The sequence below is a fragment of the Pseudomonas guariconensis genome (genome assembly GCF_015680235.1).
GTDB lineage: Bacteria > Pseudomonadota > Gammaproteobacteria > Pseudomonadales > Pseudomonadaceae > Aquipseudomonas > Aquipseudomonas guariconensis_A.
This window is the reverse complement of the sequence record NZ_JADLJL010000006.1, coordinates 23,303-44,561: the sequence shown is the minus strand read 5'-3', so window position 1 is coordinate 44,561 and position 21,259 is coordinate 23,303. Positions and strand designations below refer to the sequence as shown.

General features: G+C 62.0%; 19 protein-coding genes. 5 read left to right on the top strand and 14 right to left on the bottom strand.

Features of this window, described 5'->3' with window-relative positions; genetic code table 11:
* Nucleotides 1-36: 36 nt before the first annotated feature.
* The 4 genes from IRZ56_RS06815 to IRZ56_RS06800 form a co-directional block, all read right to left on the bottom strand.
* Nucleotides 37-771, bottom strand: a complete 735-nt coding sequence (locus IRZ56_RS06815; protein WP_043206506.1) for an amino acid ABC transporter ATP-binding protein — start codon at nucleotides 769-771, stop codon at nucleotides 37-39.
* Nucleotides 768-1,439 carry an amino acid ABC transporter permease gene (locus IRZ56_RS06810; RefSeq protein ID WP_196144248.1) on the bottom strand — a complete coding sequence of 224 codons (672 nt, stop codon included), beginning with the start codon at nucleotides 1,437-1,439 and terminating at the stop codon, nucleotides 768-770. Before IRZ56_RS06810 ends, IRZ56_RS06815 begins: the two co-directional genes overlap by 4 nt.
* Complete coding sequence (locus IRZ56_RS06805; RefSeq protein WP_196144247.1) at nucleotides 1,440-2,186, bottom strand: amino acid ABC transporter permease; 747 nt, start codon at nucleotides 2,184-2,186, stop codon at nucleotides 1,440-1,442.
* Between the two features lie 145 nt (nucleotides 2,187-2,331).
* Nucleotides 2,332-3,252, bottom strand: a complete 921-nt coding sequence (locus tag IRZ56_RS06800) for a glutamate/aspartate ABC transporter substrate-binding protein (protein WP_084856003.1) — start codon at nucleotides 3,250-3,252, stop codon at nucleotides 2,332-2,334.
* A 347-nt stretch (nucleotides 3,253-3,599) separates the two neighbouring features.
* Here IRZ56_RS06800 and IRZ56_RS06795 point away from each other — a divergent pair, with 347 nt between their 5' ends.
* Nucleotides 3,600-7,733: an NEL-type E3 ubiquitin ligase domain-containing protein gene (locus tag IRZ56_RS06795; RefSeq protein WP_196144246.1), complete on the top strand. Its 4,134-nt coding sequence runs from the start codon at nucleotides 3,600-3,602 to the stop codon at nucleotides 7,731-7,733.
* 11 nt (nucleotides 7,734-7,744) lie between these two features.
* Here the strand turns inward: IRZ56_RS06795 and glpD are convergent, their stop codons facing one another.
* The 4 genes from glpD to IRZ56_RS06775 all read right to left on the bottom strand — a co-directional run bounded on the left by glpD (nucleotide 7,745) and on the right by IRZ56_RS06775 (nucleotide 12,904).
* Nucleotides 7,745-9,325 carry a glycerol-3-phosphate dehydrogenase gene (gene glpD / locus IRZ56_RS06790; protein WP_419183252.1) on the bottom strand — a complete coding sequence of 527 codons (1,581 nt, stop codon included), beginning with the start codon at nucleotides 9,323-9,325 and terminating at the stop codon, nucleotides 7,745-7,747.
* Between the two features lie 180 nt (nucleotides 9,326-9,505).
* Nucleotides 9,506-10,261 (bottom strand): DNA-binding transcriptional repressor GlpR, encoded by a 756-nt coding sequence (glpR, locus tag IRZ56_RS06785; protein ID WP_196144244.1) that lies wholly within the window; start codon nucleotides 10,259-10,261, stop codon nucleotides 9,506-9,508.
* 228 nt (nucleotides 10,262-10,489) lie between these two features.
* Complete coding sequence (gene glpK, locus IRZ56_RS06780; RefSeq protein WP_196144243.1) at nucleotides 10,490-11,989, bottom strand: glycerol kinase GlpK; 1,500 nt, start codon at nucleotides 11,987-11,989, stop codon at nucleotides 10,490-10,492.
* Between the two features lie 63 nt (nucleotides 11,990-12,052).
* Entirely contained in the window at nucleotides 12,053-12,904 is an 852-nt protein-coding gene (locus IRZ56_RS06775; protein ID WP_196144242.1) for an MIP/aquaporin family protein, read from the bottom strand.
* A 290-nt stretch (nucleotides 12,905-13,194) separates the two neighbouring features.
* Between IRZ56_RS06775 and ybaK the strand changes: the two genes are divergently transcribed.
* Nucleotides 13,195-13,665, top strand: coding sequence for a Cys-tRNA(Pro) deacylase (ybaK, locus tag IRZ56_RS06770; RefSeq protein ID WP_196144241.1), 471 nt, complete (start codon nucleotides 13,195-13,197; stop codon nucleotides 13,663-13,665).
* 50 nt (nucleotides 13,666-13,715) lie between these two features.
* Here ybaK and IRZ56_RS06765 read toward each other — a convergent pair whose 3' ends face one another.
* A complete protein-coding gene (locus IRZ56_RS06765) occupies nucleotides 13,716-14,825 on the bottom strand; it encodes an ABC transporter ATP-binding protein (RefSeq protein ID WP_196144240.1) in 1,110 nt (369 codons plus the stop codon).
* Nucleotides 14,822-15,742: an ornithine carbamoyltransferase gene (gene argF / locus IRZ56_RS06760; RefSeq protein ID WP_196144239.1), complete on the bottom strand. Its 921-nt coding sequence runs from the start codon at nucleotides 15,740-15,742 to the stop codon at nucleotides 14,822-14,824. The genes IRZ56_RS06765 and argF overlap by 4 nt, the downstream gene beginning before the upstream one ends.
* A gap of 432 nt (nucleotides 15,743-16,174) precedes the next feature.
* Here argF and grxD point away from each other — a divergent pair, with 432 nt between their 5' ends.
* The gene (gene grxD, locus IRZ56_RS06755; RefSeq protein ID WP_043206518.1) at nucleotides 16,175-16,510 is read left to right on the top strand and encodes a Grx4 family monothiol glutaredoxin; all 336 of its coding nucleotides are present in this window, start codon (nucleotides 16,175-16,177) and stop codon (nucleotides 16,508-16,510) included.
* Between the two features lie 85 nt (nucleotides 16,511-16,595).
* Here grxD and bfr read toward each other — a convergent pair whose 3' ends face one another.
* Complete coding sequence (bfr, locus tag IRZ56_RS06750) at nucleotides 16,596-17,069, bottom strand: bacterioferritin (protein WP_196144238.1); 474 nt, start codon at nucleotides 17,067-17,069, stop codon at nucleotides 16,596-16,598.
* A gap of 200 nt (nucleotides 17,070-17,269) precedes the next feature.
* Nucleotides 17,270-17,491 (bottom strand): bacterioferritin-associated ferredoxin, encoded by a 222-nt coding sequence (locus tag IRZ56_RS06745; RefSeq protein WP_196144237.1) that lies wholly within the window; start codon nucleotides 17,489-17,491, stop codon nucleotides 17,270-17,272.
* Nucleotides 17,492-17,706: 215 nt separating this feature from the next.
* Between IRZ56_RS06745 and IRZ56_RS06740 the strand changes: the two genes are divergently transcribed.
* Complete coding sequence (locus IRZ56_RS06740; protein ID WP_196144236.1) at nucleotides 17,707-18,309, top strand: peroxiredoxin; 603 nt, start codon at nucleotides 17,707-17,709, stop codon at nucleotides 18,307-18,309.
* A gap of 70 nt (nucleotides 18,310-18,379) precedes the next feature.
* Here IRZ56_RS06740 and rnt read toward each other — a convergent pair whose 3' ends face one another.
* Both rnt and pyrC read right to left on the bottom strand, forming a co-directional pair.
* Nucleotides 18,380-18,991, bottom strand: a complete 612-nt coding sequence (gene rnt, locus IRZ56_RS06735) for a ribonuclease T (RefSeq protein ID WP_230381177.1) — start codon at nucleotides 18,989-18,991, stop codon at nucleotides 18,380-18,382.
* 56 nt (nucleotides 18,992-19,047) lie between these two features.
* Nucleotides 19,048-20,094 carry a dihydroorotase gene (gene pyrC / locus IRZ56_RS06730; protein WP_196144234.1) on the bottom strand — a complete coding sequence of 349 codons (1,047 nt, stop codon included), beginning with the start codon at nucleotides 20,092-20,094 and terminating at the stop codon, nucleotides 19,048-19,050.
* A gap of 130 nt (nucleotides 20,095-20,224) precedes the next feature.
* Between pyrC and IRZ56_RS06725 the strand changes: the two genes are divergently transcribed.
* Entirely contained in the window at nucleotides 20,225-21,190 is a 966-nt protein-coding gene (locus IRZ56_RS06725; RefSeq protein WP_196144233.1) for a flagellar protein MotY, read from the top strand.
* The last annotated feature ends 69 nt before the right edge of the window (nucleotides 21,191-21,259 follow it).

The window sequence follows — 21,259 nt, the reverse complement described above, 5'->3', positions numbered from 1 at the left end:
GCTGCCCGGATGCACCGGGCAGCGGCACGGGCCGACTCAGTGCTGCAGGATCTTGCTGAGGAAATGCTGGGTGCGTTCGTGGCGGCCTTCAGGGTTGCCGAAGAAGTCTTCCTTCTGGCAATCCTCGATGATGCTGCCCTTGTCCATGAAGATCACCCGGTTGGCCACCTTGCGGGCAAAGCCCATCTCGTGGGTCACGCACATCATGGTCATGCCCTCGTGGGCCAATTCGACCATCACGTCCAGCACTTCGTTGACCATCTCCGGGTCCAGCGCCGAGGTCGGTTCGTCGAACAGCATGACGATCGGGTCCATCGACAGCGCGCGGGCGATGGCCACGCGCTGTTGCTGGCCACCAGAGAGCTGGCCGGGGTGTTTCTTGGCGTGGGCGCCCAGGCCGACGCGGTCAAGCAGGGCCAGGCCCTTCTTGGTGGCTTCCGCTTCGCTGCGGCCGAGCACCTTGCGCTGGGCGATGGTCAGGTTCTCGGTGATCGACAGGTGCGGGAACAGTTCGAAGTGCTGGAACACCATGCCCACCCGCGAACGCAGTTTGGGCAGGTTGGTCTTGGGGTCGGCGATCGAGGTGCCGTCGACGACGATGTCACCTTTCTGGAACGGCTCCAGGGCGTTGACGCACTTGATCAGGGTGGACTTGCCCGAGCCGGATGGGCCGCAGACCACTACCACCTCGCCTTTCTTGACCTCGGTGCTGCAGTCGGTCAGCACCTGGAAGTCCCCGTACCACTTGTTGACGTTCTTGATGGAAATCATACGGTGATCCTTTTTTGCAGGCGCTTGACCAGCCACGAAGCGGAGAAGCTGATGAGGAAGTAGACGACACCGGCGAAGATCAGGAACTCATGGGAGCGCCCGATGATATCGCCGTTGGAGCGGGCCGAGTTGAGGAAGTCCACCAGGCCCACGGTGTAGACCAGCGAGGTGTCCTGGAACAGGATGATGCTCTGTTGCAGCAGCAATGGGGTCATCTTGCGGAATGCCTGGGGCAGGATGATCAGACGCATGGTCTGGCCATAGGTCATGCCCAGTGCCTGCGCGGCGCCCATCTGACCCTTGGAGATCGACTGCACCCCGGCACGCACGATTTCGCAGAAGTACGCGGCCTCGAACATCATGAACGCCACCACGCAGGAGGTGAAGGCACCCACCGGGGTGTCTTCGCCGGTGATCCAGCGCAGCACGAATGGCACCGCCAGGTAGAACCAGGTGATCACCAGCAGCAGCGGGATGGAGCGGAAGTAGTTGACGTAGGCACCGGCCAGGTTCGACAGCAGCTTGCTCGACGACAGGCGCATCAGCGCCAGGATCGTACCCAACACGATACCGCCGACCACGCCCATGACCATCAGTTGGAGCGTCATGACCATGCCTTCCCAGAGGGCTGGCAGGGCAGGGATGATTTCGCTGAAGTCCATTTCCATTTACTTGCCCCCCACGGAAATCAGGCCAGGCACCGAGACTTTCTTCTCGACCATGCGCATGAGCAGCATCAGACCCATGTTGAGGGTGAAGTAGATCAGGGTGGCCAAGGTGAAGGCCTCGAAGAGGTTGGCGGAGAACTCGGCGGTCTGCTTGGTCTGCGCCAGCAGCTCCATCAGGCCGATCAGCGAAGCCACCGAGGAGTTCTTGAATACGTTCAGGAATTCCGAGGTAAGTGGCGGAATGATGATCCGGTACGCCTGGGGCAGCAGCACGTTGTTGTAGATCTGCGGCAGGGTGAAGCCCATGGCGCGGGCGGCGGCTTCCTGGCCTCGGGGCAGGGCCTGGATGCCGGTGCGCACCTGTTCGCAGACCCGCGCGGCGGTGAACAAGCCCAGGCAGATGACCACGCTGATCAGCGCCGAGGTGGTCGGGTTGAGGTCTTGCTTGAACCATTCCTGCAAGCCCTCCGGCAGCAGGTCGGGTACCAGGAAGTACCAGATGAACAGCTGCACCAGCAGCGGCACGTTGCGGAACAGCTCCACGTAGGCGGTGGCGATGCCCGACACCAGGCGGTTCGGCACGGTGCGCATCACGCCGAGCAGCGAGCCCAGCAGCAAGGCGATGATCCAGGCGGAGATGGCGATGGCGATGGTCCAGCCCAGACCGGCGATGTACCAGTCCAGGTAGGTTTCGCTACCCACGCCGGTGGACTTGAAGAACACGCCCCAGTCCCAGTTGTAATTCATCGGGATTTCCCCTCAGACGGTTGTTTCACGGGCACCTTCGAGCAACCGAGGGCGGCGAACGCCCTCGGTTGAAAGGTTAGACACTAATGAGTGGCCTGTCGGGTTGTTTACTGCTCGGCTCGAGCACCCGGCCACTGGCTGAGGATCAGGACTTCTTCTCGTCCGCCGCCTTGTCGGTCGGCTCGGCGATCAGTTTTTTCAGCTCTTCGCTCATCGGGAAGTTCAGGTTCAGGCCCTTTGGCGGGATCGGCTGTTGGAACCACTTCTCGTAGCTCTTGTTGACTTCGCCCGACTTGAAGTAAGCGATGATGGCGTCATCGACCGCTTTCTTGAACGCCTCGTCACCCTTGCGCACCATGCAGCCGTAGATCTCGTAGGACTGTGGCGTGCCGGTGATGACCCAGTCTGCAGGCTTGCGTGCCTTGGCCATCTCGCCGGCCAGCAGGGCGTCGTCCATCATGAAGGCCACGGCGCGGCCGCTTTCGAGCATGTTGAAGGCTTCGCCGTGGTCTTTTGCGGAGATCACGTTCATCTTCATCTGCTTGTCGGCGTTCATCGCCTTGAGGATGCGCTCGGAGGTGGTGCCAGCGGTGGTCACCACGTTCTTGCCGGCCAGGTCCGGGAAGTCCTTGTAGGCCGGTTGACCGTCCTTGACCTTGGTCAGCAGACGGGTACCGACTTCGAAGATGCCCACCGAGAAGCCGACCTGTTGCTGGCGTTCGACGTTGTTGGTGGTGGAGCCGCACTCCAGGTCCACGGTGCCGTTCTGCACCAGCGGGATGCGGGTCTGGGAGGTGACGAGGTTGTAGCGCACCTTGAGGTCAGGCACGTTGAGCTGTTTTTTCAGCGCTTCGACGACGGCCAGCTGGATGTCGTGGGAGTAGCCCACAGGCTGTGGCTTGCCTGCCAGATAGGAAAACGGAATGGAGGAGTCGCGGTGGCCCAGGGTGATGGTGCCCGAATCCTTGATCTTCTTCAGGGTGCCGGTCAGCTCTTCGGCCATGGCGGGCGAAGCGATGACCGCAGCCGCGATGGCGGCGCCCAACAGTTGACGAACGATACGCATCAAATTTTCCTCGACGTTGTTTTTTTTATGGAGCCGTTGGCGGACTCTTCGTTCTACGAATACAGCAAGAAGCGGGTGCATTCGGCTATTGAGTGTAGAGCATGAGTCGTGCCAAGCCCTGATATCGATCATAAAGCCCGAAAACACGGGAGCATTAATGTTTTTTGACGATTGCGCGAAGGTTTAGTTGTACGGTTTTCCGAATGGGTGCGTGGTGGTCATTCGGAAATCCGAACGGGTGCCTGCGAGATGTTTCCGCAATCGGCACACAGGTAGCTAATAAATGCCGCTGGGCAATGGCGGGCAAATGATCGACTGATGTCTTTCGACGTCAAGAGGTTGTGCCCATGCAGTCCTTTCCCATGGATTCGATCGACGCTTTGATTGCGCAGCGGTTGCCGGATTGGTTCAGGCAAGCTGCACCCGATCAGCGCACTGCATTTCACCAAGCGTTGCGCAGGGAGCAGGAAAGCACAGAGCGGCTGGGACATCTGTTGCGACAGATCCCGGCGCTGGATGAGTTCGCCGTTTCATTGCTTGCACCAGCGTTACGCAAGGCAGGCTTGGCCGACCCTGATCCAAGACGTATCTGGGTCGCCATCGAGCAGAGCGTGGAGCTGCCTTCGGCTGCATCGAAACTCTATGCGCCTCGGTTCACTTACCATTCCCGGCAGAGTGCATTGGCCGCCGCGCTGCACAACTATCACCAGGAAGAGACCAAGCCTTCGATCTTTCGCAAGGCGCTGTTGCAGAATGCGCAGGGTGTTCGGTTGGCGCTGAGCTTCGAAGTCTTCGTCAGATTGTGCAGGCAAGTGGATATTGGCGGGGCGTACCAGCACAAGATTGCCAGCGTGCTGTTGCCCGCCGAGCGGCCCGGGCATGCTGAAGGGCACGCGCGGCAAGCTGTCGAGCGGTTGTTCGAAGACAGCCTTCGCGCACGGATGGAAGCGGCGGTGCGCATGGCCGCGCTCAAGGGGGCGCTTGATGAAGCCAGCTACCGGCAAGCACTGCCCATAACCCTTGTCGATCCGAATGCCCAGCGCTGCGCCGGAGTGGTCACGCCTTGCCAGCTCTGGCTGCTGGGCAAGCGCGTGGCGGGCGTGGTCACACTGGAGTTGCGGTCTGATCGCGACGCACCCGTGGAGGGCGTGGTCGCTTGGATCCCGGGCGACCCGCAGCAAGCTGTAGGTTGGCATCGAAGCTGGGCTTCGTTGTACCGCTCCCTGGCAAGTCGCCTGCGTCAGCAGGCCTATCGACGTTTCTTTGCCCGTTTCATCAAGGAAGAGGACCGGCTCTCGTTCGACAGCGCTCTGGCAAAGGCGCTGTCGAACACGGCAGCAGGAGCGCCGGTCGAGCTCGATGGGCGTCATTTCGTCATCCCGGGTGACCTGTTCCAATATCTACGAGCGGTGCAGATGGAAAGCATCGTTGAAAACGCCCGCGCCCTGGCGGTGCCCACCGGGGATGAGGACATGGCCAGCCGGCATGCACGCCTTCAGGAAATGAAGAGCGCCGGATTCAGTCTGCTGGGCCTGGCCGGGATGTTCGTGCCGGTGCTGGGAGAGCTGCTGTTGCTGGAGTGCGCCGTGGAATTGGCTGAGGAGGTGTTCGACGGCTATCGAAGCTGGCGCCTGGGCGATCGCCAGGGCGCGTTGGATCACGTGTATGGCGTGGCGCAGAATCTGTTCGTCACAGGTGCCCTGGCGGGAGTCGTCCATGGTTTCCGACGCGTGCCCTTCGTCGATGACCTGCACCCGCGGGTCAAGGATGGTCAGGCCAGATTGGCCCATGATCCCGATCAACCCCACGGCCTGCGCAGTGCCGGGCACCTGCTGGAAGGCCTGGCAGGAAGTGAGTTCGCCGAACTGCTGGAGAGCGAGGCCGAAGATCTGTTGGCGATCACAGGGCTGAGCATTGACCAGTTGCGCCGATTGCGCGTGGAAAACGGCCCCGTCCCGGCACGCCTGCTCGATGCCAAGGCGCGTTTTCTGACGCACAAGGCCTCTTCTGCGCGCTCCCAGACGCTGGTATCTCAGGTTCATATCGGCGCTGCGCCAGGTGAGCCGAGCCAGGCACAAACCTTGCTGCTAGGCCAATACCACGACCTGACGTGGCGGGGGGCGCAAGAAATCCTCGAGCAATCCAGCAGTGATCAGGTCGATGCACTGCTGGCGTCCTCGCGCGTTCCGTTGGCCATGGCACAGCGGGTTCGCCAGTATCTGTACGACAGCCGTCTTGATCGCGCCTGCCTGGGGCTGCGCTTGAGGCAGGCAGTCAACGCCGACACTGAAAAACTGGCCCTGGGCTTGATCGGCGAACGGGCGCCCTGGCCCGGTTCGGTGCGGGTGGAGTTGCGCGTCGGCAATGGACAGGGGTTGTTGCTTGCCGCTGCCGGTCCGCAGGAGGCTGGAACGACGCATTGCATCGTCAAAGGCGAACACGGCTATCGGTTGCTGGGGGAGCTCGCTGCCAGCTCGCTCGAACCCGAGGGTGGCCTGATGACGATGCTGCTACGTACGATGGGACCGGCGCAGATGGCACAGATCGGTCCCAGGGCCAGCGTTTCGCAACTGAGCAGGTGGTTGCTGGAACAGGCTCGCGACAATCGTCAGCAGCTTGCAAGGCTGCTCGGCATGGAGTCGCAAGCGCAATGGCGGCTGCCTCGACGGTTCGCCGACGGGCGGCTGGGCTATGCCTTGAGCGGTCGGCCGGAAAGCAGCACACGGGCGATCAGGCGAGGCATCCACCAGATCTATCCGACCCTCAGCGAAGAAGAGCTGGATACGTATCTGCGTCAGGCCAGGGGAGGAAGCACCAGTCTGTGGAGTCATTACGTGGAACTCCAGCAGCAACTGTCTGAGCTGCGTAGCGCCCTGAGCGATTGGCAGGGGCGTTGGCGCAATCCGCTTGATCTGTTGAGGCGGCGTCGGGTCGCTGACACGATACGCCGATGCTGGCGACGCAAGCTGGTAGGTGCCGATGGCGAATACGAACTGGTGATCGACGGTGAGCCGGTGGATGAGCTTCCGACATTGCCTGCGAGTATCGATTTCAGCCACGTGCGGCGGCTGGTATTGCGCAAGATGAATCTGGAGGCGCTGGATCCTGCGTTCCTGAGGCGTTTCGCCAATCTCGATACCCTCGACCTGCATGGCAACCAGTTGACGACCGTTCCTGCGGGTCTGCAACTGTTGCGTCGGCTCAGGCACCTGACGCTGTCGGGCAACCAGATCGTCGCGAGTCCTCTGGTCGACCAACGTTTGGCTGGGTTGTCCCGCCTCGAAGTGGTGGAGGTCGGGGGCAACCCCATGGGGCGTTGCCCAGCGCTTGCCCATTTGCCGAACCTGCGCCATCTGGGGCTGCGTCTGGCAGACCTCACCGAAGCCCCCGACCCGGTGCGGGAAATGCCCTGGCGGGCCTATGTGAATGCCCGCGACAATGGCATCCGGCGGCTGCGTCAGAACGTGCATGGGATGATCGCTTCCTGGCGGCGCCTGAACCTGCATGGCAATCCGTTGGGCCAGGCGTCAGAGCAGTACCTGGAGCAGCTCCAGGGCAGCGGTTCGCATCGACCGATGCGGGAGGAGGCAGTCGTACGTCGGGCCTGGACCAGGACCGCAGACAAGGCACTGCGAGGGCGACGGGAAGCGACCTGGAATCGCTTGCGCGAAGAGCCTGATTCACAGGAACTGTTCCATTTTCTCGCGCATCTGGCGGACAGCGACGATTTCATCGAACATGCCGAGCATCTGCAGCGTCGCATTTGGCGGATCCTGGATGCTTGCGAGCAGAGCGAAGCTGTCCGGGAGCACTTGTTTCGTGTGCAGTTCGGCACCGCGACTTGCGACGACCGCCCTGTGATGGTACTCAACCAGCTTGAAGTCGGCTTGTTGGTGCTCAGAGGTATCGAAGACGTTCCCCCAGCGCAGCTCGAAAGCCGGTTGGTCCAGCTGGGGCGCTCGTTCTATCGACTGGACCTGGTCGATACCATTGCCCGGCAGCACATCGACAGGCTTCGTGCGGCCGAGGCCATGGGCATCGATGAACTTGAAATCATCCTCGCCTATCGATTGAGGATGGCCAAGCGCTATCACCTGCCGATTGAGCTGGACAGGATGCATCATCCCAGCTTTGCCAAGGTCAGGGACAGTGACCTGCTTTCTGCGCAAAATGAGATCGCCAGGCTCGAAACTCCGGAAGCAATCATTGATTCCTTGGCGCAGCGACCGTTCTGGCACGATTACGTGCAGCAACGCTATGCCGATCGGTTCGATGCGCTGGTCGAACCGTTCCAGGAACGCCTGGCCAAGGCTGCCGCGGCCGCAGAAGCGGCTGGGCAGGAGCAGACGGAATCCGCCCGGGCCGTTCGGGAATTTGACTACGTACAGGAATCCGAGCGCCTGCGCCTGGAATATGAATCAGCCAGGCGGGCCCTGATGCGAGCCCTGGCCAGGGAAGCCTACGAGCGCCACCCGGCCTGAGGCTGCGCGTGTCAGGCGGCCTGTGCCGATCCGCGTCTGGTCTGGGCTTGCTGCAGGTATTCGTCCAAGGTTTGCCGTTCGGCTTCGCTGGTGAAAAGGCCGAGCTTGCTACGGCGCCACAGGATGTCTTCGGCGCTGCCAGCCCACTCCTCGGCGCAGAGGTAATCCACTTCACGGGTGAACAGGCCCGCGCCGATGGACTGGCCCAGATCTTCCGGCCCTTGGGCGCCTTCGAGCAGCCGCCAGGTGCGGCTGCCGTAGGTCTTGGCCCAGCGTGTGGCGATCGCCACGGGCAGCCAGTCATACCGGGCCAGTATGGCGTCCACCAGCGCCTGGACGGTGGTCATGTTTTCTCCCCCAGGCAGCGCGGCGCCGGCCGTCCAGCTTTCGCGCATCTGGGTAAAGAAAGGCTTGAGCTCGGCCATGGCCGATTCGGCCAGTTTCCGGTAGGTGGTCAGCTTGCCGCCGAACACCGACAGCAGCGGGGCCTGGCCCTCGCTGGCGGACAGCGCCAGGGTGTAGTCGCGGGTCACGGCCGAGGGGTTGTCCGATTCGTCATTGCACAACGGGCGCACGCCCGAGTAGGTGTGCAGGATATCGGCCCGACCGAGCTGGTGGTTGAAATGCTCGTTCACCACATTGAGCAAATAATCCGTTTCAGCTTCAGTGATCGCCACCTTGGCAGGATCGCCGCTGTATTCGCGGTCGGTGGTGCCGATCAGGGTGAAGCGCTCGAGGTACGGAATGGCGAACACGATGCGCTGGTCCTCGTTCTGCAGGATGTAGGCATGTTCGCCCTCGTACAGGCGTGGGACGATGATGTGGCTGCCCTGGATCAGGCGAATGCCATACGGGGCATCGAGTTTCAGATCGTCCTTGATGAAGCTGGCGACCCATGGACCCGCAGCGTTGACCAGGGCGCGGGCACGGATGCTCTGCTGGCGGCCGTCGGCGTGCAGCAGCTCGACTTCCCAGACGCCATCGACCCGCTCGGCGCGCAGGCAGCGGGTGCGGGTATGGATGTGCGCGCCTTTCTCGCGGGCCGCCATGGCGTTGAGCACGACCAGTCGAGCATCGTCCACTGCGCAGTCTGCGTATTCGAAGCCACGGGTGATTGCCGGCTTGAGGGGGTTGCCCGGGCCGAAGCGCAGGCTGCGGGAGGCACCCAGGCGCTTGCGCTTGCCCAGGTGGTCGTAGAGGAACAGGCCGGCGCGGATCATCCAGGCTGGGCGCAGGTGCGGACGATGAGGCAGGACGAAGCGCATCGGTTTGACGATGTGCGGTGCTTTGGCCAGCAAGACCTCACGCTCGGCCAATGCCTCGCGGACCAGGCGGAATTCGTAATGCTCGAGGTAGCGCAGGCCCCCATGGATCAATTTGCTGCTGGCCGAAGAGGTGTGGCTGGCCAGGTCGTCCTTTTCGCAAAGGAACACCTTCAGCCCGCGTCCGGCCGCGTCGGCGGCAATACCCACGCCATTGATGCCCCCCCCGATCACGGCAAGGTCGTAGCAATCGGCGAGGGGGGGCTGGGGCGGAGCGAACTGGGACACGGCAAGGCCTCCTGGGGCGCGATTCACATCGAAAATGAACATTGATGTTCGTTTTCGAAAATACTAGCGCAACGAAAAGGCATCCGCCAGTCAGTCTCTATAGAAAAAACTGATCGGATTACAAAGAAGTGAACAATAGTGAACATCGAGACCGAAAGGGCAGTCGATCTCGGGACAAGCCCGCTTCTACGGGAATGCCGTAGGCGCGGGCGATCGGGTCTTTCAGACCACTTCGAGGCGAACCTTGTGCTGGCTCAATAGCTGGGCAAGGGCAGGGGTAGGTTGCTGGTCGGTCACCAGGCAGTCGACCAGGCTGATCGAGCCGAGGCGTACCATGGCGTTGCGTCCGAACTTGCTGGAGTCGGCGGCAAGGATCACCTGGCGGGCATTGGTGATGATCGCCTGGGAAACCCGCACTTCCTGGTAATCGAAGTCCAGCAGGCTGCCGTCCTCGTCGATGCCACTGATGCCGACCAAGGCGAAATCGACCTTGAACTGGTTGATGAAATCGACACTGGCTTGGCCGACCACGCCACCATCCCGGCGTACGGTGCCGCCGGCTACCAGGACTTCGAAATCATCCTTGGCGCCCAGGATCGCTGCTACATGCAGGTTGTTGGTGATGACCTTGAGGTGGTTGTGATTGAGCAGGGCGCGAGCGATCGATTCGGTGGTGGTGCCGATGTTGATGAACAATGAGGCATGATCGGGAATTTGCCGGGCCACGGCCTCGGCGATGCGCTGCTTCTCGTCGCGCATCTGGTCGGCGCGCATGGCGTAGGCCGTGTTCTCGATGCTGGAGTCGTATGCTGCGCCGCCGTGGTAACGCCGCAGCAGGTTCACTTCGGCGAGTTGGTTGATGTCGCGGCGGATGGTTTGGGGGGTTACGACGAACAGCTGCGCCATTTCTTCGATACTGACGTAACCACGCTCGCGCACCAGTTCGAGGATTTGTTGTTGGCGGGGGGGCAGATTCATGGGCGGTCCTTTGGGGCAGCCGGGCAAATGCTGCAATGATGCCGTAGGACGCAGATCACGGCCAGCCTGCTACCTCAGGTTTGGTGTATTGCCTGTTCTGGCCCTATCGCCGGCAAGCCGGCTCTCATAGAACATGCATAACTATTTGAGTTTGCAGGTCCTTTGTGGGAGCGGGCTTGTCCCGCGATCAGGCTACGATGTCGGTCAAGTAGTACCGGACCTGCAGGTTCAGGCCTCGTGATCTTCCCAGTCGCGCGTGCGGTCCACGGCCTTGCGCCAACCTTTGTAGAGTTTTTCCTTCTGCGCTTCGTCCAACTGCGGGCTGAACTCACGCTCGATGATCGCCTTGTCGCGCAGTTCATCCAGGCCGCTCCAGAAGCCACAAGCCAGGCCTGCCAAGTAGGCGGCGCCCAGGGCTGTGGTTTCGCGCATCTTCGGTCGCTCCACGCAGGTACCGAGGATGTCGGCCTGGAACTGCATCAGGAAGTTGTTGGCTACCGCACCGCCGTCCACGCGCAGTTCGCTCAGGCGCTGGCCGCAGTCCTGCTGCATGGCGTCGAGCACGTCGCGGGTCTGGTAGGCGATCGACTCCAGGGCGGCGCGGATGATGTGGTCGACCTTGACGCCCCGGGTCAAGCCGAACAACGCGCCGCGGGCATAAGGGTCCCAGTAGGGAGCGCCCAGGCCGGTAAAGGCCGGTACCAGGTAGACGCCGTTGCTGTCCTTGACCTTGCTGGCGAAATACTCGGTGTCGTAGGCGTCATTGACGATCTTCAGCTCGTCGCGCAGCCATTGCACGGTGGAGCCGCCGTTGAACACAGCGCCTTCCAGCGCATAGGCCACTTCGCCGCGCGGGCCGCAGGCGATGGTGGTGAGCAGGCCGTGGGAGGAAGTCACCGCTTTGTCGCCGGTATTCATCAGCAGGAAGCAACCGGTGCCGTAGGTGTTCTTGGCCTGGCCGGGTTCGACGCACATCTGGCCGAACAGGGCGGACTGCTGGTCCCCGGCGATGCCGGCGATGGCGATGCCGCTCTTGGTGAGGCCGTAGACTTCGGAAGACGGGCGTACCTGCGGCAGCATCTGGCGAGGGATGCCGAGGATCTGCAGGAGCTTCTCGTCCCATTCCAGCGTGTGGATGTTGAACATCAAGGTGCGCGAGGCGTTGGTGTAGTCGGTGACATGCACCTTGCCGCCGGAGAATTTCCAGATCAGCCAGGTGTCGACCGTACCGAACAGCAGCTCGCCACGCTCTGCGCGTTCGCGGGCCCCTTCGACGTTGTCGAGGATCCACTTGAGCTTGGTGCCGGAGAAATAGGGATCGGTGACCAGGCCGGTGGCCTGGCGAATATAGGCAGCGTGGCCATCGCGCTTGAGCTGCTCGCAGATCTCGGTGCTGCGGCGACATTGCCAGACGATGGCGTTATATACCGGGCGCCCGGTTTCCTTGTCCCAGACCACCGTGGTTTCACGCTGGTTGGTGATACCCAGTGCGGCGACCTGGGCATGGCTGATGCCGGCTTGGGCCAGGGCCTCGACCATGGTTGCGCTCTGGGTCGCGAAGATTTCCATTGGGTCGTGTTCGACCCAGCCGGCTTGCGGGTAATGCTGCACGAACTCGCGCTGGGAGGTGCCGACCACGTTGGCGTCCCGGTCGAAGATGATGGCCCGCGAACTGGTGGTGCCCTGGTCCAGGGCGATGATGTAGTTCTTGTCCTGGGAATCTGTCATGTCGGTGGCCTTGCACAAAATAGGGGAAATCAGGGGGCCGGGTGTCTTGCCGGCGCGCCAGTATCAGGAAGCCTGGGTATCGCCCTGTGGATTATCGTCTGTTTGCGGGGTCGCGATTTGCGCCATCGGCAGGTTGCGGGCGATCAGGCCCCGGTACAGGGCTGCCCCCAGGCATGCGCCGAGGATCGGTGCGAACACCGGAACCAGGAAATAGGGAATGGAGCGCCCACCGGTAAAGGCAATTTCGCCCCAGCCGGCCAGGAATGTCATCAGTTTAGGCCCGAAATCTCGTGCCGGGTTCATCGCAAAGCCGGTCAGCGGGCCCATGGCACTGCCGATCACCGCGATCAGCAGGCCGATCAGAAGCGGCGCCATGGCGCCTCGGGGCAGGCCATTGTTGTCATCGGTCAAGGCCATGATCACAGCCATCAGGATGGCGGTGATCACTACTTCGACGAGGAAGGCCTGGGCGATGGACAGGGCCGGGTGTGGATAGGTGGAAAACACCGACGCCAGCTCCAGGCTGGCCTCGCTGCCGCGGACCATGGCATGGGCTTGTTCGAAATCGAAGAACAGGTTGCTGTACAGCCCGTAGACCAGCGCGGCGGCGCAGAAGGCACCACATACCTGGGCGAGGATGTAGAAGGGCAGCTTGCGCTTGTCGAAACCGGCGAACAGGCACAGGGCGATGCTCACGGCCGGGTTCAGGTGCGCACCGGAAATGCCGGCGGTGAGGTAGATCGCCATGCTTACGCCGACGCCCCAGATGATGCTGATCTCCCAGAGCCCGAAGCTGGCACCGGCGACCTTGAGCGCCGCGACACAGCCGGTGCCGAAGAAGATGAGCAGTGCGGTGCCGAGAAATTCGGCCATGCATTGGCCGGACAAAGTCGGTTGTCGTAGAGCAGTCGTCATGTATGACCTCGTTTCTTGTTGTTGTGAGGCACTGGGCGCTCGACAGCAAGGTCCGGTGTCTATCCCCGTTGACGCCGGACAAGTGTAGGAAACGCACCTTTAGAAGGTGTCATTTATTCAGAAACGAAAAAATATAGACAAGAAACGCTGATGTCAAAGGTCGAAAGTGAACGCTCAGTCACATTCTGGCTGCGCACATCGATCCCGAATACCGAGTTAGACGGGCGGCTGGTCGGGTTGTAGGAATTGGCCTAAAGTAGCCGCCGACTTGCCATCGACTGGAGCCGTACATGACCCCCGCCCTCGATCTTTTGAAGAAGGCGCGTGCCGAACATCGCGTGCACAGCTACGAACATGATCCGAAATCTGCGTCCTATGGCCTTGAAGCAGCTGAAAAGCTGGGGCTCGATCCGCAACGTGTGTTCAAGACCCTGCTGGCCAGCAGCGAGAAGGGCGAGTTGCTGGTGGCGGTGGTACCGGTAGGGGGCACGCTAGACCTCAAGGCGCTGGCCCACGCAGCAGGCGCCAAGAAGTGCGAAATGGCTGACCCGGCGGTGGCGCAGCGTTCCACAGGCTACCTGGTTGGCGGGATCAGCCCGCTGGGGCAGAAGAAGCGCCTACGCACGTTTATCGACGCATCGGCGCAGCAATTCGACAGCATCCATGTGAGTGCCGGGCGGCGTGGGCTGGAGGTCGAACTGGCCGCAGCGGTGCTGGCCGAGCACACCCAAGGAACGTTCGCCGAGATTGGCCGGGGCTGAAGCTCGCCCCTGTAGGAGCGGGCCAAGCCCGCTCAGAGGTGATGCGCCGATCAGGTCGCCGAGCTGTAGCGGCGCACGCCGTTTTCCTGCCGTGGCAGCTGCGCCGCGACAGTGCCTGGAACGGGGAACAGCACCAGGTGGTCGGCGGCCACGGTGATGCCGACTTCCTGCCCGACCTGATGGTCGACGTGGCTTGGGAAGATCGCCTCCAGCTGGCTGCCGGTGGGCAGTTGCAGCCGGTACAGGGTCGAGGCACCGAGGAAACTCTTGCCGACGATATTCGCCCGCAGGTCGCTGTCGGGAGAGTGGATGATGTCGTCCGGACGCAGCAGCACGTCCACCGAGCTGCCTGGCGCCATGGTATAGGCACGGTTGCCGCGCAGTTCGCCTACCTCGGTCTTGACCGCTTCGTGGCTGCTCATCTGGCCACGGATGAAGTAGCCCTGGCCGATGAAGCTGGCGACGAAGGGCGTCTGCGGCTCGTGGTAGAGGTTATAGGGTGTGTCCCACTGCTCCAGGCGGCCTTCCCTGAATACCCCGACCTGGTCGCTGACGGCAAAGGCTTCTTCCTGGTCATGGGTGACCAGGATCGCGCTGGTGCCTCGGCTCTTGAGGATGTCGCGCACTTCATGGCTCAAGCGCCGACGCAGTTCCACATCCAGGTTGGAGAAGGGCTCGTCGAGCAGCAGCAACTGCGGCTCCGGTGCCAGGGCGCGGGCCAGGGCGACCCGTTGCTGCTGGCCGCCGGACAGCTCGTGGGGATAACGCCCGCCCAGGCCGCCGAGCTTGACCAGCTCGAGCATTTCCTCGACCACCTCGTTCGGGCGTGGATGCTTGCCCAGGCCAAAGGCGATGTTCTGCGCCACGGTCAGGTGGGGGAACAGGGCATAGTCCTGGAACACCATGCCGATCCGGCGTTTCTCCGGCGCCAGGGTGAAACCTGCGCGGGAGATAACCTCGCCGGCCAGCTGGATTTCGCCTTCGTGCACGGGCTCGAAGCCTGCGATGGCCCGCAGGGTGGTGGTCTTGCCACAACCTGAGGAACCCAGCAGGCAACCGATGTCGCCTGCGTTCAGGTGCAGATTGAGGTTCTGGACGATGCGCTGGTCGCCATAGCCACAGGCCAGGTCGCGCAGGTTGAGCAATAGCGGTTGACTCATGCGTGGTGGTAAGCCGGTTCTACAAGGAATTCCAGGAGGGCCTTCTGTGCATGCAGGCGGTTTTCAGCTTGGTCCCAGGCGACCGAACGAGGGTCGTCGAGCAGGTCCTGGCTGATTTCCTCGCCACGGTGGGCGGGCAGGCAGTGCATGAACAGGGCGTCGGGTGCCGCCAGGTCGAGCAGTTCGCGGGTGACCTGGTAAGGCGCGAAATGCGCCAGGCGCCGTGCAGTTTCCTCCTCCTGGCCCATGGAAGTCCAGACATCCGTGGTCACCAGGTGGGCACCTTGCACGGCTTGCTTGGGGTCACGGATGACTTGCACACGGTCGCCGCCAAGGGCCAGGAAGCGTGGATCGGGCTCGTAGCCTTCCGGGCAGGCGATGCGCAGCTGGAAGTCGAACTGCAGGGCCGCCTCGATGTAGGAGTTGCACATGTTGAAGCCATCGCCGATCCAGGCCACGGTCTTGCCCTGGATCGAGCCGCGGTGCTCGAGGAAGGTCTGCATGTCGGCCAGCAATTGGCAAGGGTGCGACTCGTCGGACAGGCCGTTGATCACCGGGACCCGCGAGTTGGCGGCGAATTCGGTGAGGGTGCTGTGGGCATGGGTGCGGATCATCACCGCATCGAGCATGCTCGACAGCACGATGGCGCTGTCGGCGATCGGCTCGCCACGGCCCAGCTGGGTGTCGCGGGGCGAGAGGAAGATGGCCTGGCCGCCGAGCTGGATCATGCCGGCCTCGAACGACACGCGAGTACGGGTGGAGGACTTCTCGAAGATCATCCCCAGCACGCGGTTTTTCAAGGGTTCGAACAGCACGCCTCGCTTGCGCAGGTCCTTCAGCTCGATGCCTCGACGGATCACGCCGAGCAGTTCGTCAGCAGTGAAATCCATCAGGGAGAGAAAGTGCCTAGCGCTCATGATTGACTACCTTATCTGCAACGGTTTGCAGGCCGACCGTATGGTTTTGTTGACAACGGGAGCGACCTGCGGCGTAAGCCGCACGGGGCGGACGGAATAGGGGGAAGGCGCAATACTATAATTAAATGTCGCCTGAAACCAAGAGGGGGGCCAGCAGCTCTGTTGCAAGGCATGTCGTAAGCCTTGTGAGCGTACTGTTTTTTATTTTCCACAGGTGGGTTGTACACGGCTTGCCGGCCCTTTTGCAAACCTTGCGTCGCGAATCATGTCGCGGGTGTCGGCGGGCCCGCGCCTGGCGAATCCTCGGGAGCGGCGCTGCTGTGCATGCGCAGGCCGCAACGGGGCTGGCAAGGCCGAGCATGCAGCTCGGCTTTCCGTTACAATGCGTCACCGTGCCGACGATCGCGTCGGAAAGTTCAGCCGAGGTGCTTCATGGATATCATCGAAACAATCAAAGAGCAGATCGCCAACAACACCATTCTGCTTTACATGAAAGGCTCGCCGAATGCCCCGCAGTGCGGGTTCTCGGCGCGTGCCGCGCAGGCCGTTATGGGTTGTGGCGAGAAGTTCGCCTACGTCGACATCCTGCAGAACCCGGAAATCCGCGCCAACCTGCCCAAGTACGCCAATTGGCCGACTTTCCCACAGCTGTGGGTTGGCGGCGAACTGGTCGGCGGCAGCGACATCATGCTGGAGATGTTCGAGAAGGGTGAGCTGCAGACCCTGATCAAGGAAGCCGCCGCCAAGGCCAAGGCCTCCGAAGCCTGATCGCTTTCGTTGCAGGTAAGAAAAGCCCCGCCTAGGCGGGGCTTTTCCATATGGAACAGAGCACGCTGCGCGCCCGAATCCAGGTTTATTCCTCGCCCATCTGCGACTGCAGGTAGTTCTCCATTCCCACCTTGTCGATCAGGCCCAGCTGGGTCTCCAGCCAGTCGATGTGTTCTTCCTCGGACTCGAGGATGTCTTCGAGCAGTTCGCGCGAACCGAAGTCACCGACGGTTTCGCAATGGGCGATGGCCGCCTTGAGGTCGACCAGGCCTTTCTGTTCGATCTTCAGGTCGCACTCGAGCATTTCCTTGGTGTGTTCGCCGATCAGCAACTTGCCCAGGTCCTGCACGTTGGGGATGCCTTCGAGGAAAAGAATACGCTTGATCAATTTGTCAGCGTGCTTCATCTCGTCGATGGATTCCTTGTACTCGTGCTTGCCGAGTTTGTTCAGGCCCCAGTCCTCGTACATCCGCGCGTGCAGGAAGTACTGGTTGATCGCGACCAGCTCGTTTCCGAGGATCTTGTTGAGATGCTGGATGACGCTTACGTCGCCTTTCATGTCGGGTTCCTGCCCTGTTGAAGTGTGCCAATACAGGAAGTCTGAGCCCGACCTGGAGCGCTGTCAAACCTAAGTTATTGAATAGTAAGTGAAAATTAATAGGAATAAGAATGTTTGTGAACCGCGTTCGAACGCTAACTTATTGAATTGAAGGCATAAAAAAACCGGACACTAGGTCCGGTTCTTCGAATTTCGGTGATTTACGCCGCGTTGAATTCAACGGGGTAGGGCAGGGCTGCCTGCTGGCTGACCTGAAGTTCGGTCAGGGTCTCGCGCACCACCTGCTTGGCCAGGCATGCACATTTGCCACATTGGCTGCCCACGTTGGTGGCGGCCCGGACTTCCTTGTAGCTGCAGCATCCTTCATAGATCGCATCGCGGATCTGTCCGTCGGTGACGCCGACACAAAGACACACATACATAAGGTCAGTCCATCATGGTTGAGGCTCGATGGGGTGGAGCTTAATGGTAATGAGAATGCGTGTCAAAGAACTTTCCGCCGGCCTTGTGTCGGTGCGACCGGCGGTTGGATTCGGCCTGTCACCCGAAGCCGTGTATGATGGGCAACCTTTGCTGGATGCCGGGGCAGGTCGACCCTCCCGGGTATCTGATTTCACCACCATCAAGGAGATAACGAATGAGCGTACTCGTTGGTAAACAAGCCCCTGACTTCACCGTTCCAGCCGTACTGGCCAACGGCGAGATCGTCGACAGCTTCAACCTGGCTTCGGCCATCAAGGGCAAATACGGCCTGGTGTTCTTCTACCCACTGGACTTCACCTTCGTCTGCCCGTCCGAGCTGATCGCCCTGGACCACCGCATCCCTGACTTCCAGGCGCGCGGCGTGGAAGTGATCGGCGTGTCGATCGACTCGCACTTCACCCACAACGCCTGGCGTAACACCCCCGTCAACAACGGCGGTATCGGCCCGGTCAAGTACACCCTGGCTGCAGACATCTCCCACGAGATCTGCAAGGCCTACGACGTTGAGTCCGAAGGTGGCGTCGCCTTCCGTGGCGCCTTCCTGATCGACAAGAACGGCGTTGTCCGTTCGCAGATCGTCAACGACCTGCCGCTGGGCCGCAACATGGAAGAACTGCTGCGCCTGGTCGATGCCCTGCAATTCCACGAAGAGCACGGCGAAGTCTGCCCTGCCAACTGGAAAAAAGGCGACAAGGGCATGACCGCTTCGCCGGAAGGTGTTGCTGCCTACCTGAGCGAGAACGCTGGCAAACTGTAATTGCCACGCGAATAAAAAAACCGGCCTTCATGGCCGGTTTTTTTATGTTTCGCCGTTTACAACGCCTGGATCAGTCGTTGAAATCGCGCCAGCCGCCCATTTCCTTCCAGCGGTTGACGATGCCGCAGAACAGCTCGGCGGTCTTCTCGGTGTCGTAGCGTGCCGAGTGGGCTTCACGCCCGTCGAAGTCGATGTCGGCACTTTGGCAGGCTCGGGCCAGGACGGTCTGGCCGTAGGCCAGGCCAGCCAGGGTGGCCGTGTCGAAGCTGGAGAAGGGGTGGAACGGGTTGCGCTTGAGGTCGTTGCGCGCCACGGCAGCATTGAGGAAACCCAAGTCGAAGCTGCTGTTGTGGCCGACCAGGATGGCTCGCTTGCAACCATTGGCCTTCAATGCCTTGCGCACCCCGCGGAAGATGTCGGTGAGCGCGGTTTCCTCGCTCACTGCCATGCGCAGCGGGTGATCCAACTTGATACCGGTGAATTCCAGGGCCGCCGGTTCGATGTTGGCCCCTTCGAAGGGCTCCACTCGGTAGAAGTAGGTGTGCTCCGGGAACAGGAAGCCTTTTTCGTCCATGCCGATGGTAACGGCGGCGATTTCGAGCAGCGCGTCGGTCGCGCTGTTGAAACCACCGGTCTCCACATCCACCACCACGGGCAGGTAACCGCGGAAACGCTCGGCCATCGGATGGCGAACGCCGCTGCCTTGACCTTCCTGGTCGTCTTCGTAGAACGCTTCGCTCACGCCTTCTCCTCCAGCAGACGCCAGCGCAGTTTTTCACCGGCGCGCAGCGGAACCACGGTGTTGTCACCAAATGGCAGGCTGTCAGGAGCGGTCCACTCGTCACGGACCAGGGTGATGGTGTCGGTGTTCGCTGGCAAGCCATAGAACGCCGGGCCGTGCAGGCTGGCGAAACCTTCGAGCTTGTCCAGCGCATTGCGCTGTTCGAAGGCCTCGGCATACAGCTCGATGGCCGCATAGGCGGTATAGCAGCCGGCGCAGCCGCAGGCGGCTTCCTTGGCGTGACGGGCATGGGGCGCCGAATCGGTGCCGAGGAAGAACTTGCTGTTGCCGCTGGTGGCTGCGTCCAGCAGCGCCACCTGGTGGGTGTTGCGCTTGAGGATCGGCAGGCAATAGAAGTGTGGGCGGATACCGCCGACCAGCATGTGGTTGCGGTTGTACAGCAGGTGCTGGGCGGTGATGGTTGCGCCGACGTTGGCCGGGGCCTGCAGGACGAACTGCGCGGCATCGGCGGTGGTGATGTGTTCGAACACCACTTTCAGCGTGGGGAAGCGCTCGACCACGCGGGCCAGGTGCTCGTCGATGAAGCGTTTCTCGCGGTCGAACACATCGACCTCGGCACGGGTCACCTCGCCATGCACCAGCAGCGGCATGCCGGTTTCGGCCAAGGCTTCGAGGGCTGGCGTGATGTTGTCGATGCTGGTCACGCCCGAGTCGGAGTTGGTGGTGGCGCCGGCCGGGTACATCTTGGCGGCATACACGAAACCGCTGGCCTTGGCCGCGCGAATATCCTCGGCGCTGGTGCGGTCGGTGAGGTACAGCACCATCAGCGGCTCGAAGCGGCTGCCCGCCGGACGTGCGGCCAGAATACGCTCGCGATAGGCACCTGCCTCGACGGCGTTGCGTACCGGCGGGACCAGGTTGGGCATGATGATGGCGCGGGCGAAGGTACGCGCCACGTCGCCAACGGTATGGGGCAGGACGGCACCATCGCGCAGATGGATGTGCCAGTCGTCGGGACGCAGAAGGGTCAGGCGATCGGACATTGGGGATTCCAGGCGGGTCGAACTCAAGGGCCAATGCTACCGGAAAACCCCGGTAGGAGCACGGCTATCAAGTTTTCCCGCTGGCGTCCGATAGCCTGCAGGTAAGCCGTCAGAATCTGTGGAGCCACCCGTGCGCCAGCGTTACCTAGCCCTTCTTACCCTGTTTGCCAGCCTGCCGGCCGGGGCGTTGACCTTCCAGACGCGCGTGGAGAATGTCGCCTGGAGCGTCGAGGGCGACCCGTTCGAATGCCGGCTGTCCCAGGCGATCGACGGTTTCGGCAGCGGCGAGTTCGTCCGCCGTGCCGGCGAGCAGGCGGTTTTCCGGTTGCGTTCGGACAGCAACGCGCTAGGAGCGGGCAGCGCGACGTTGCTGGCCGCGGCAGCGCCTTGGCAACCTGGTCGAGGCGACATCAATCTCGGGGCCGTGCGCATGGGGCGCAGCGGGGTGTTGTTCACGTCGTCCCAGGGGCAGGCCAGCCGGCTGATCAACGGCCTGCTCGACGGGCGCAGCACGGTGGTGCGCAACTATGCCGGCGAAGGCGGCAGGCCCATGGAGGTGCGAGTATTGCCGGTCAGCTTCGCCAAGGCCTATGGTGACTACCAGGCATGTGCCGGCAAGCTGCTGCCGATGAACTTCGACCAGGTCCGCCAGACCCAGGTCGGTTTCCCGCGCGGTATCGAGCTGGATAGCGCGGCTCGGGCGCGCCTGGACGTGATTCTCGACTACCTCAAGGCCGACCCGTCGGTGAACCACATCGAGCTCGATGGTCACGCCGACAACAGCGGCAGCCGCCTGACCAACCGCGACACCTCGCGCCGCCGGGCCCTGGCGGTCGCCGACTACCTCAAGGCCCATGGCGTGCCGGAGGATCAGATCACCGTGCGCTTCCATGGCGAACGTTACCCCCTGGCCCGGAACAACAGTGCCGCCAACCGGGCGCGCAACCGCCGGGTGAACATCCAGCTCGAGCGTGTCGCCCCGGTCGAGAAGCCGGTGGAAAAGCCCAAGGCAGAGCCCGCCCCGGCTCCCGCTGCCGCAGCCCCAGCGGTGCCTGACCCAGCGCCGACGCAGGCCCCCGCAGGAAAAAAATCCTGACTGAGGCGATAGTCGCGCTGTTGACCGTTCCTGTCGCTTTGTCATCACAAGCTGTCGCCCCATTGTAAA

What these genes read in the sequence shown, in the direction of transcription:
- glpK (WP_196144243.1), bottom strand. Translation starts at nt 11,989, where the DNA reads ATGACAGATTCCCAGGACAAGAACTACATCATCGCCCTGGACCAGGGC.
- glpR (WP_196144244.1), bottom strand. Translation starts at nt 10,261, where the DNA reads ATGAATCTGCCCCCCCGCCAACAACAAATCCTCGAACTGGTGCGCGAG.
- IRZ56_RS06795 (WP_196144246.1), top strand. Translation starts at nt 3,600, where the DNA reads ATGCAGTCCTTTCCCATGGATTCGATCGACGCTTTGATTGCGCAGCGG.
- IRZ56_RS06740 (WP_196144236.1), top strand. Translation starts at nt 17,707, where the DNA reads ATGAGCGTACTCGTTGGTAAACAAGCCCCTGACTTCACCGTTCCAGCC.
- glpD (WP_419183252.1), bottom strand. Translation starts at nt 9,325, where the DNA reads ATGTTCATTTTCGATGTGAATCGCGCCCCAGGAGGCCTTGCCGTGTCC.
- IRZ56_RS06765 (WP_196144240.1), bottom strand. Translation starts at nt 14,825, where the DNA reads ATGAGTCAACCGCTATTGCTCAACCTGCGCGACCTGGCCTGTGGCTAT.
- bfr (WP_196144238.1), bottom strand. Translation starts at nt 17,069, where the DNA reads ATGAAAGGCGACGTAAGCGTCATCCAGCATCTCAACAAGATCCTCGGA.
- IRZ56_RS06745 (WP_196144237.1), bottom strand. Translation starts at nt 17,491, where the DNA reads ATGTATGTGTGTCTTTGTGTCGGCGTCACCGACGGACAGATCCGCGAT.
- argF (WP_196144239.1), bottom strand. Translation starts at nt 15,742, where the DNA reads ATGAGCGCTAGGCACTTTCTCTCCCTGATGGATTTCACTGCTGACGAA.
- grxD (WP_043206518.1), top strand. Translation starts at nt 16,175, where the DNA reads ATGGATATCATCGAAACAATCAAAGAGCAGATCGCCAACAACACCATT.
- IRZ56_RS06800 (WP_084856003.1), bottom strand. Translation starts at nt 3,252, where the DNA reads ATGCGTATCGTTCGTCAACTGTTGGGCGCCGCCATCGCGGCTGCGGTC.
- pyrC (WP_196144234.1), bottom strand. Translation starts at nt 20,094, where the DNA reads ATGTCCGATCGCCTGACCCTTCTGCGTCCCGACGACTGGCACATCCAT.
- IRZ56_RS06815 (WP_043206506.1), bottom strand. Translation starts at nt 771, where the DNA reads ATGATTTCCATCAAGAACGTCAACAAGTGGTACGGGGACTTCCAGGTG.
- IRZ56_RS06805 (WP_196144247.1), bottom strand. Translation starts at nt 2,186, where the DNA reads ATGAATTACAACTGGGACTGGGGCGTGTTCTTCAAGTCCACCGGCGTG.
- ybaK (WP_196144241.1), top strand. Translation starts at nt 13,195, where the DNA reads ATGACCCCCGCCCTCGATCTTTTGAAGAAGGCGCGTGCCGAACATCGC.
- IRZ56_RS06810 (WP_196144248.1), bottom strand. Translation starts at nt 1,439, where the DNA reads ATGGAAATGGACTTCAGCGAAATCATCCCTGCCCTGCCAGCCCTCTGG.
- rnt (WP_230381177.1), bottom strand. Translation starts at nt 18,991, where the DNA reads ATGGCCGAGCGTTTCCGCGGTTACCTGCCCGTGGTGGTGGATGTGGAG.
- IRZ56_RS06775 (WP_196144242.1), bottom strand. Translation starts at nt 12,904, where the DNA reads ATGACGACTGCTCTACGACAACCGACTTTGTCCGGCCAATGCATGGCC.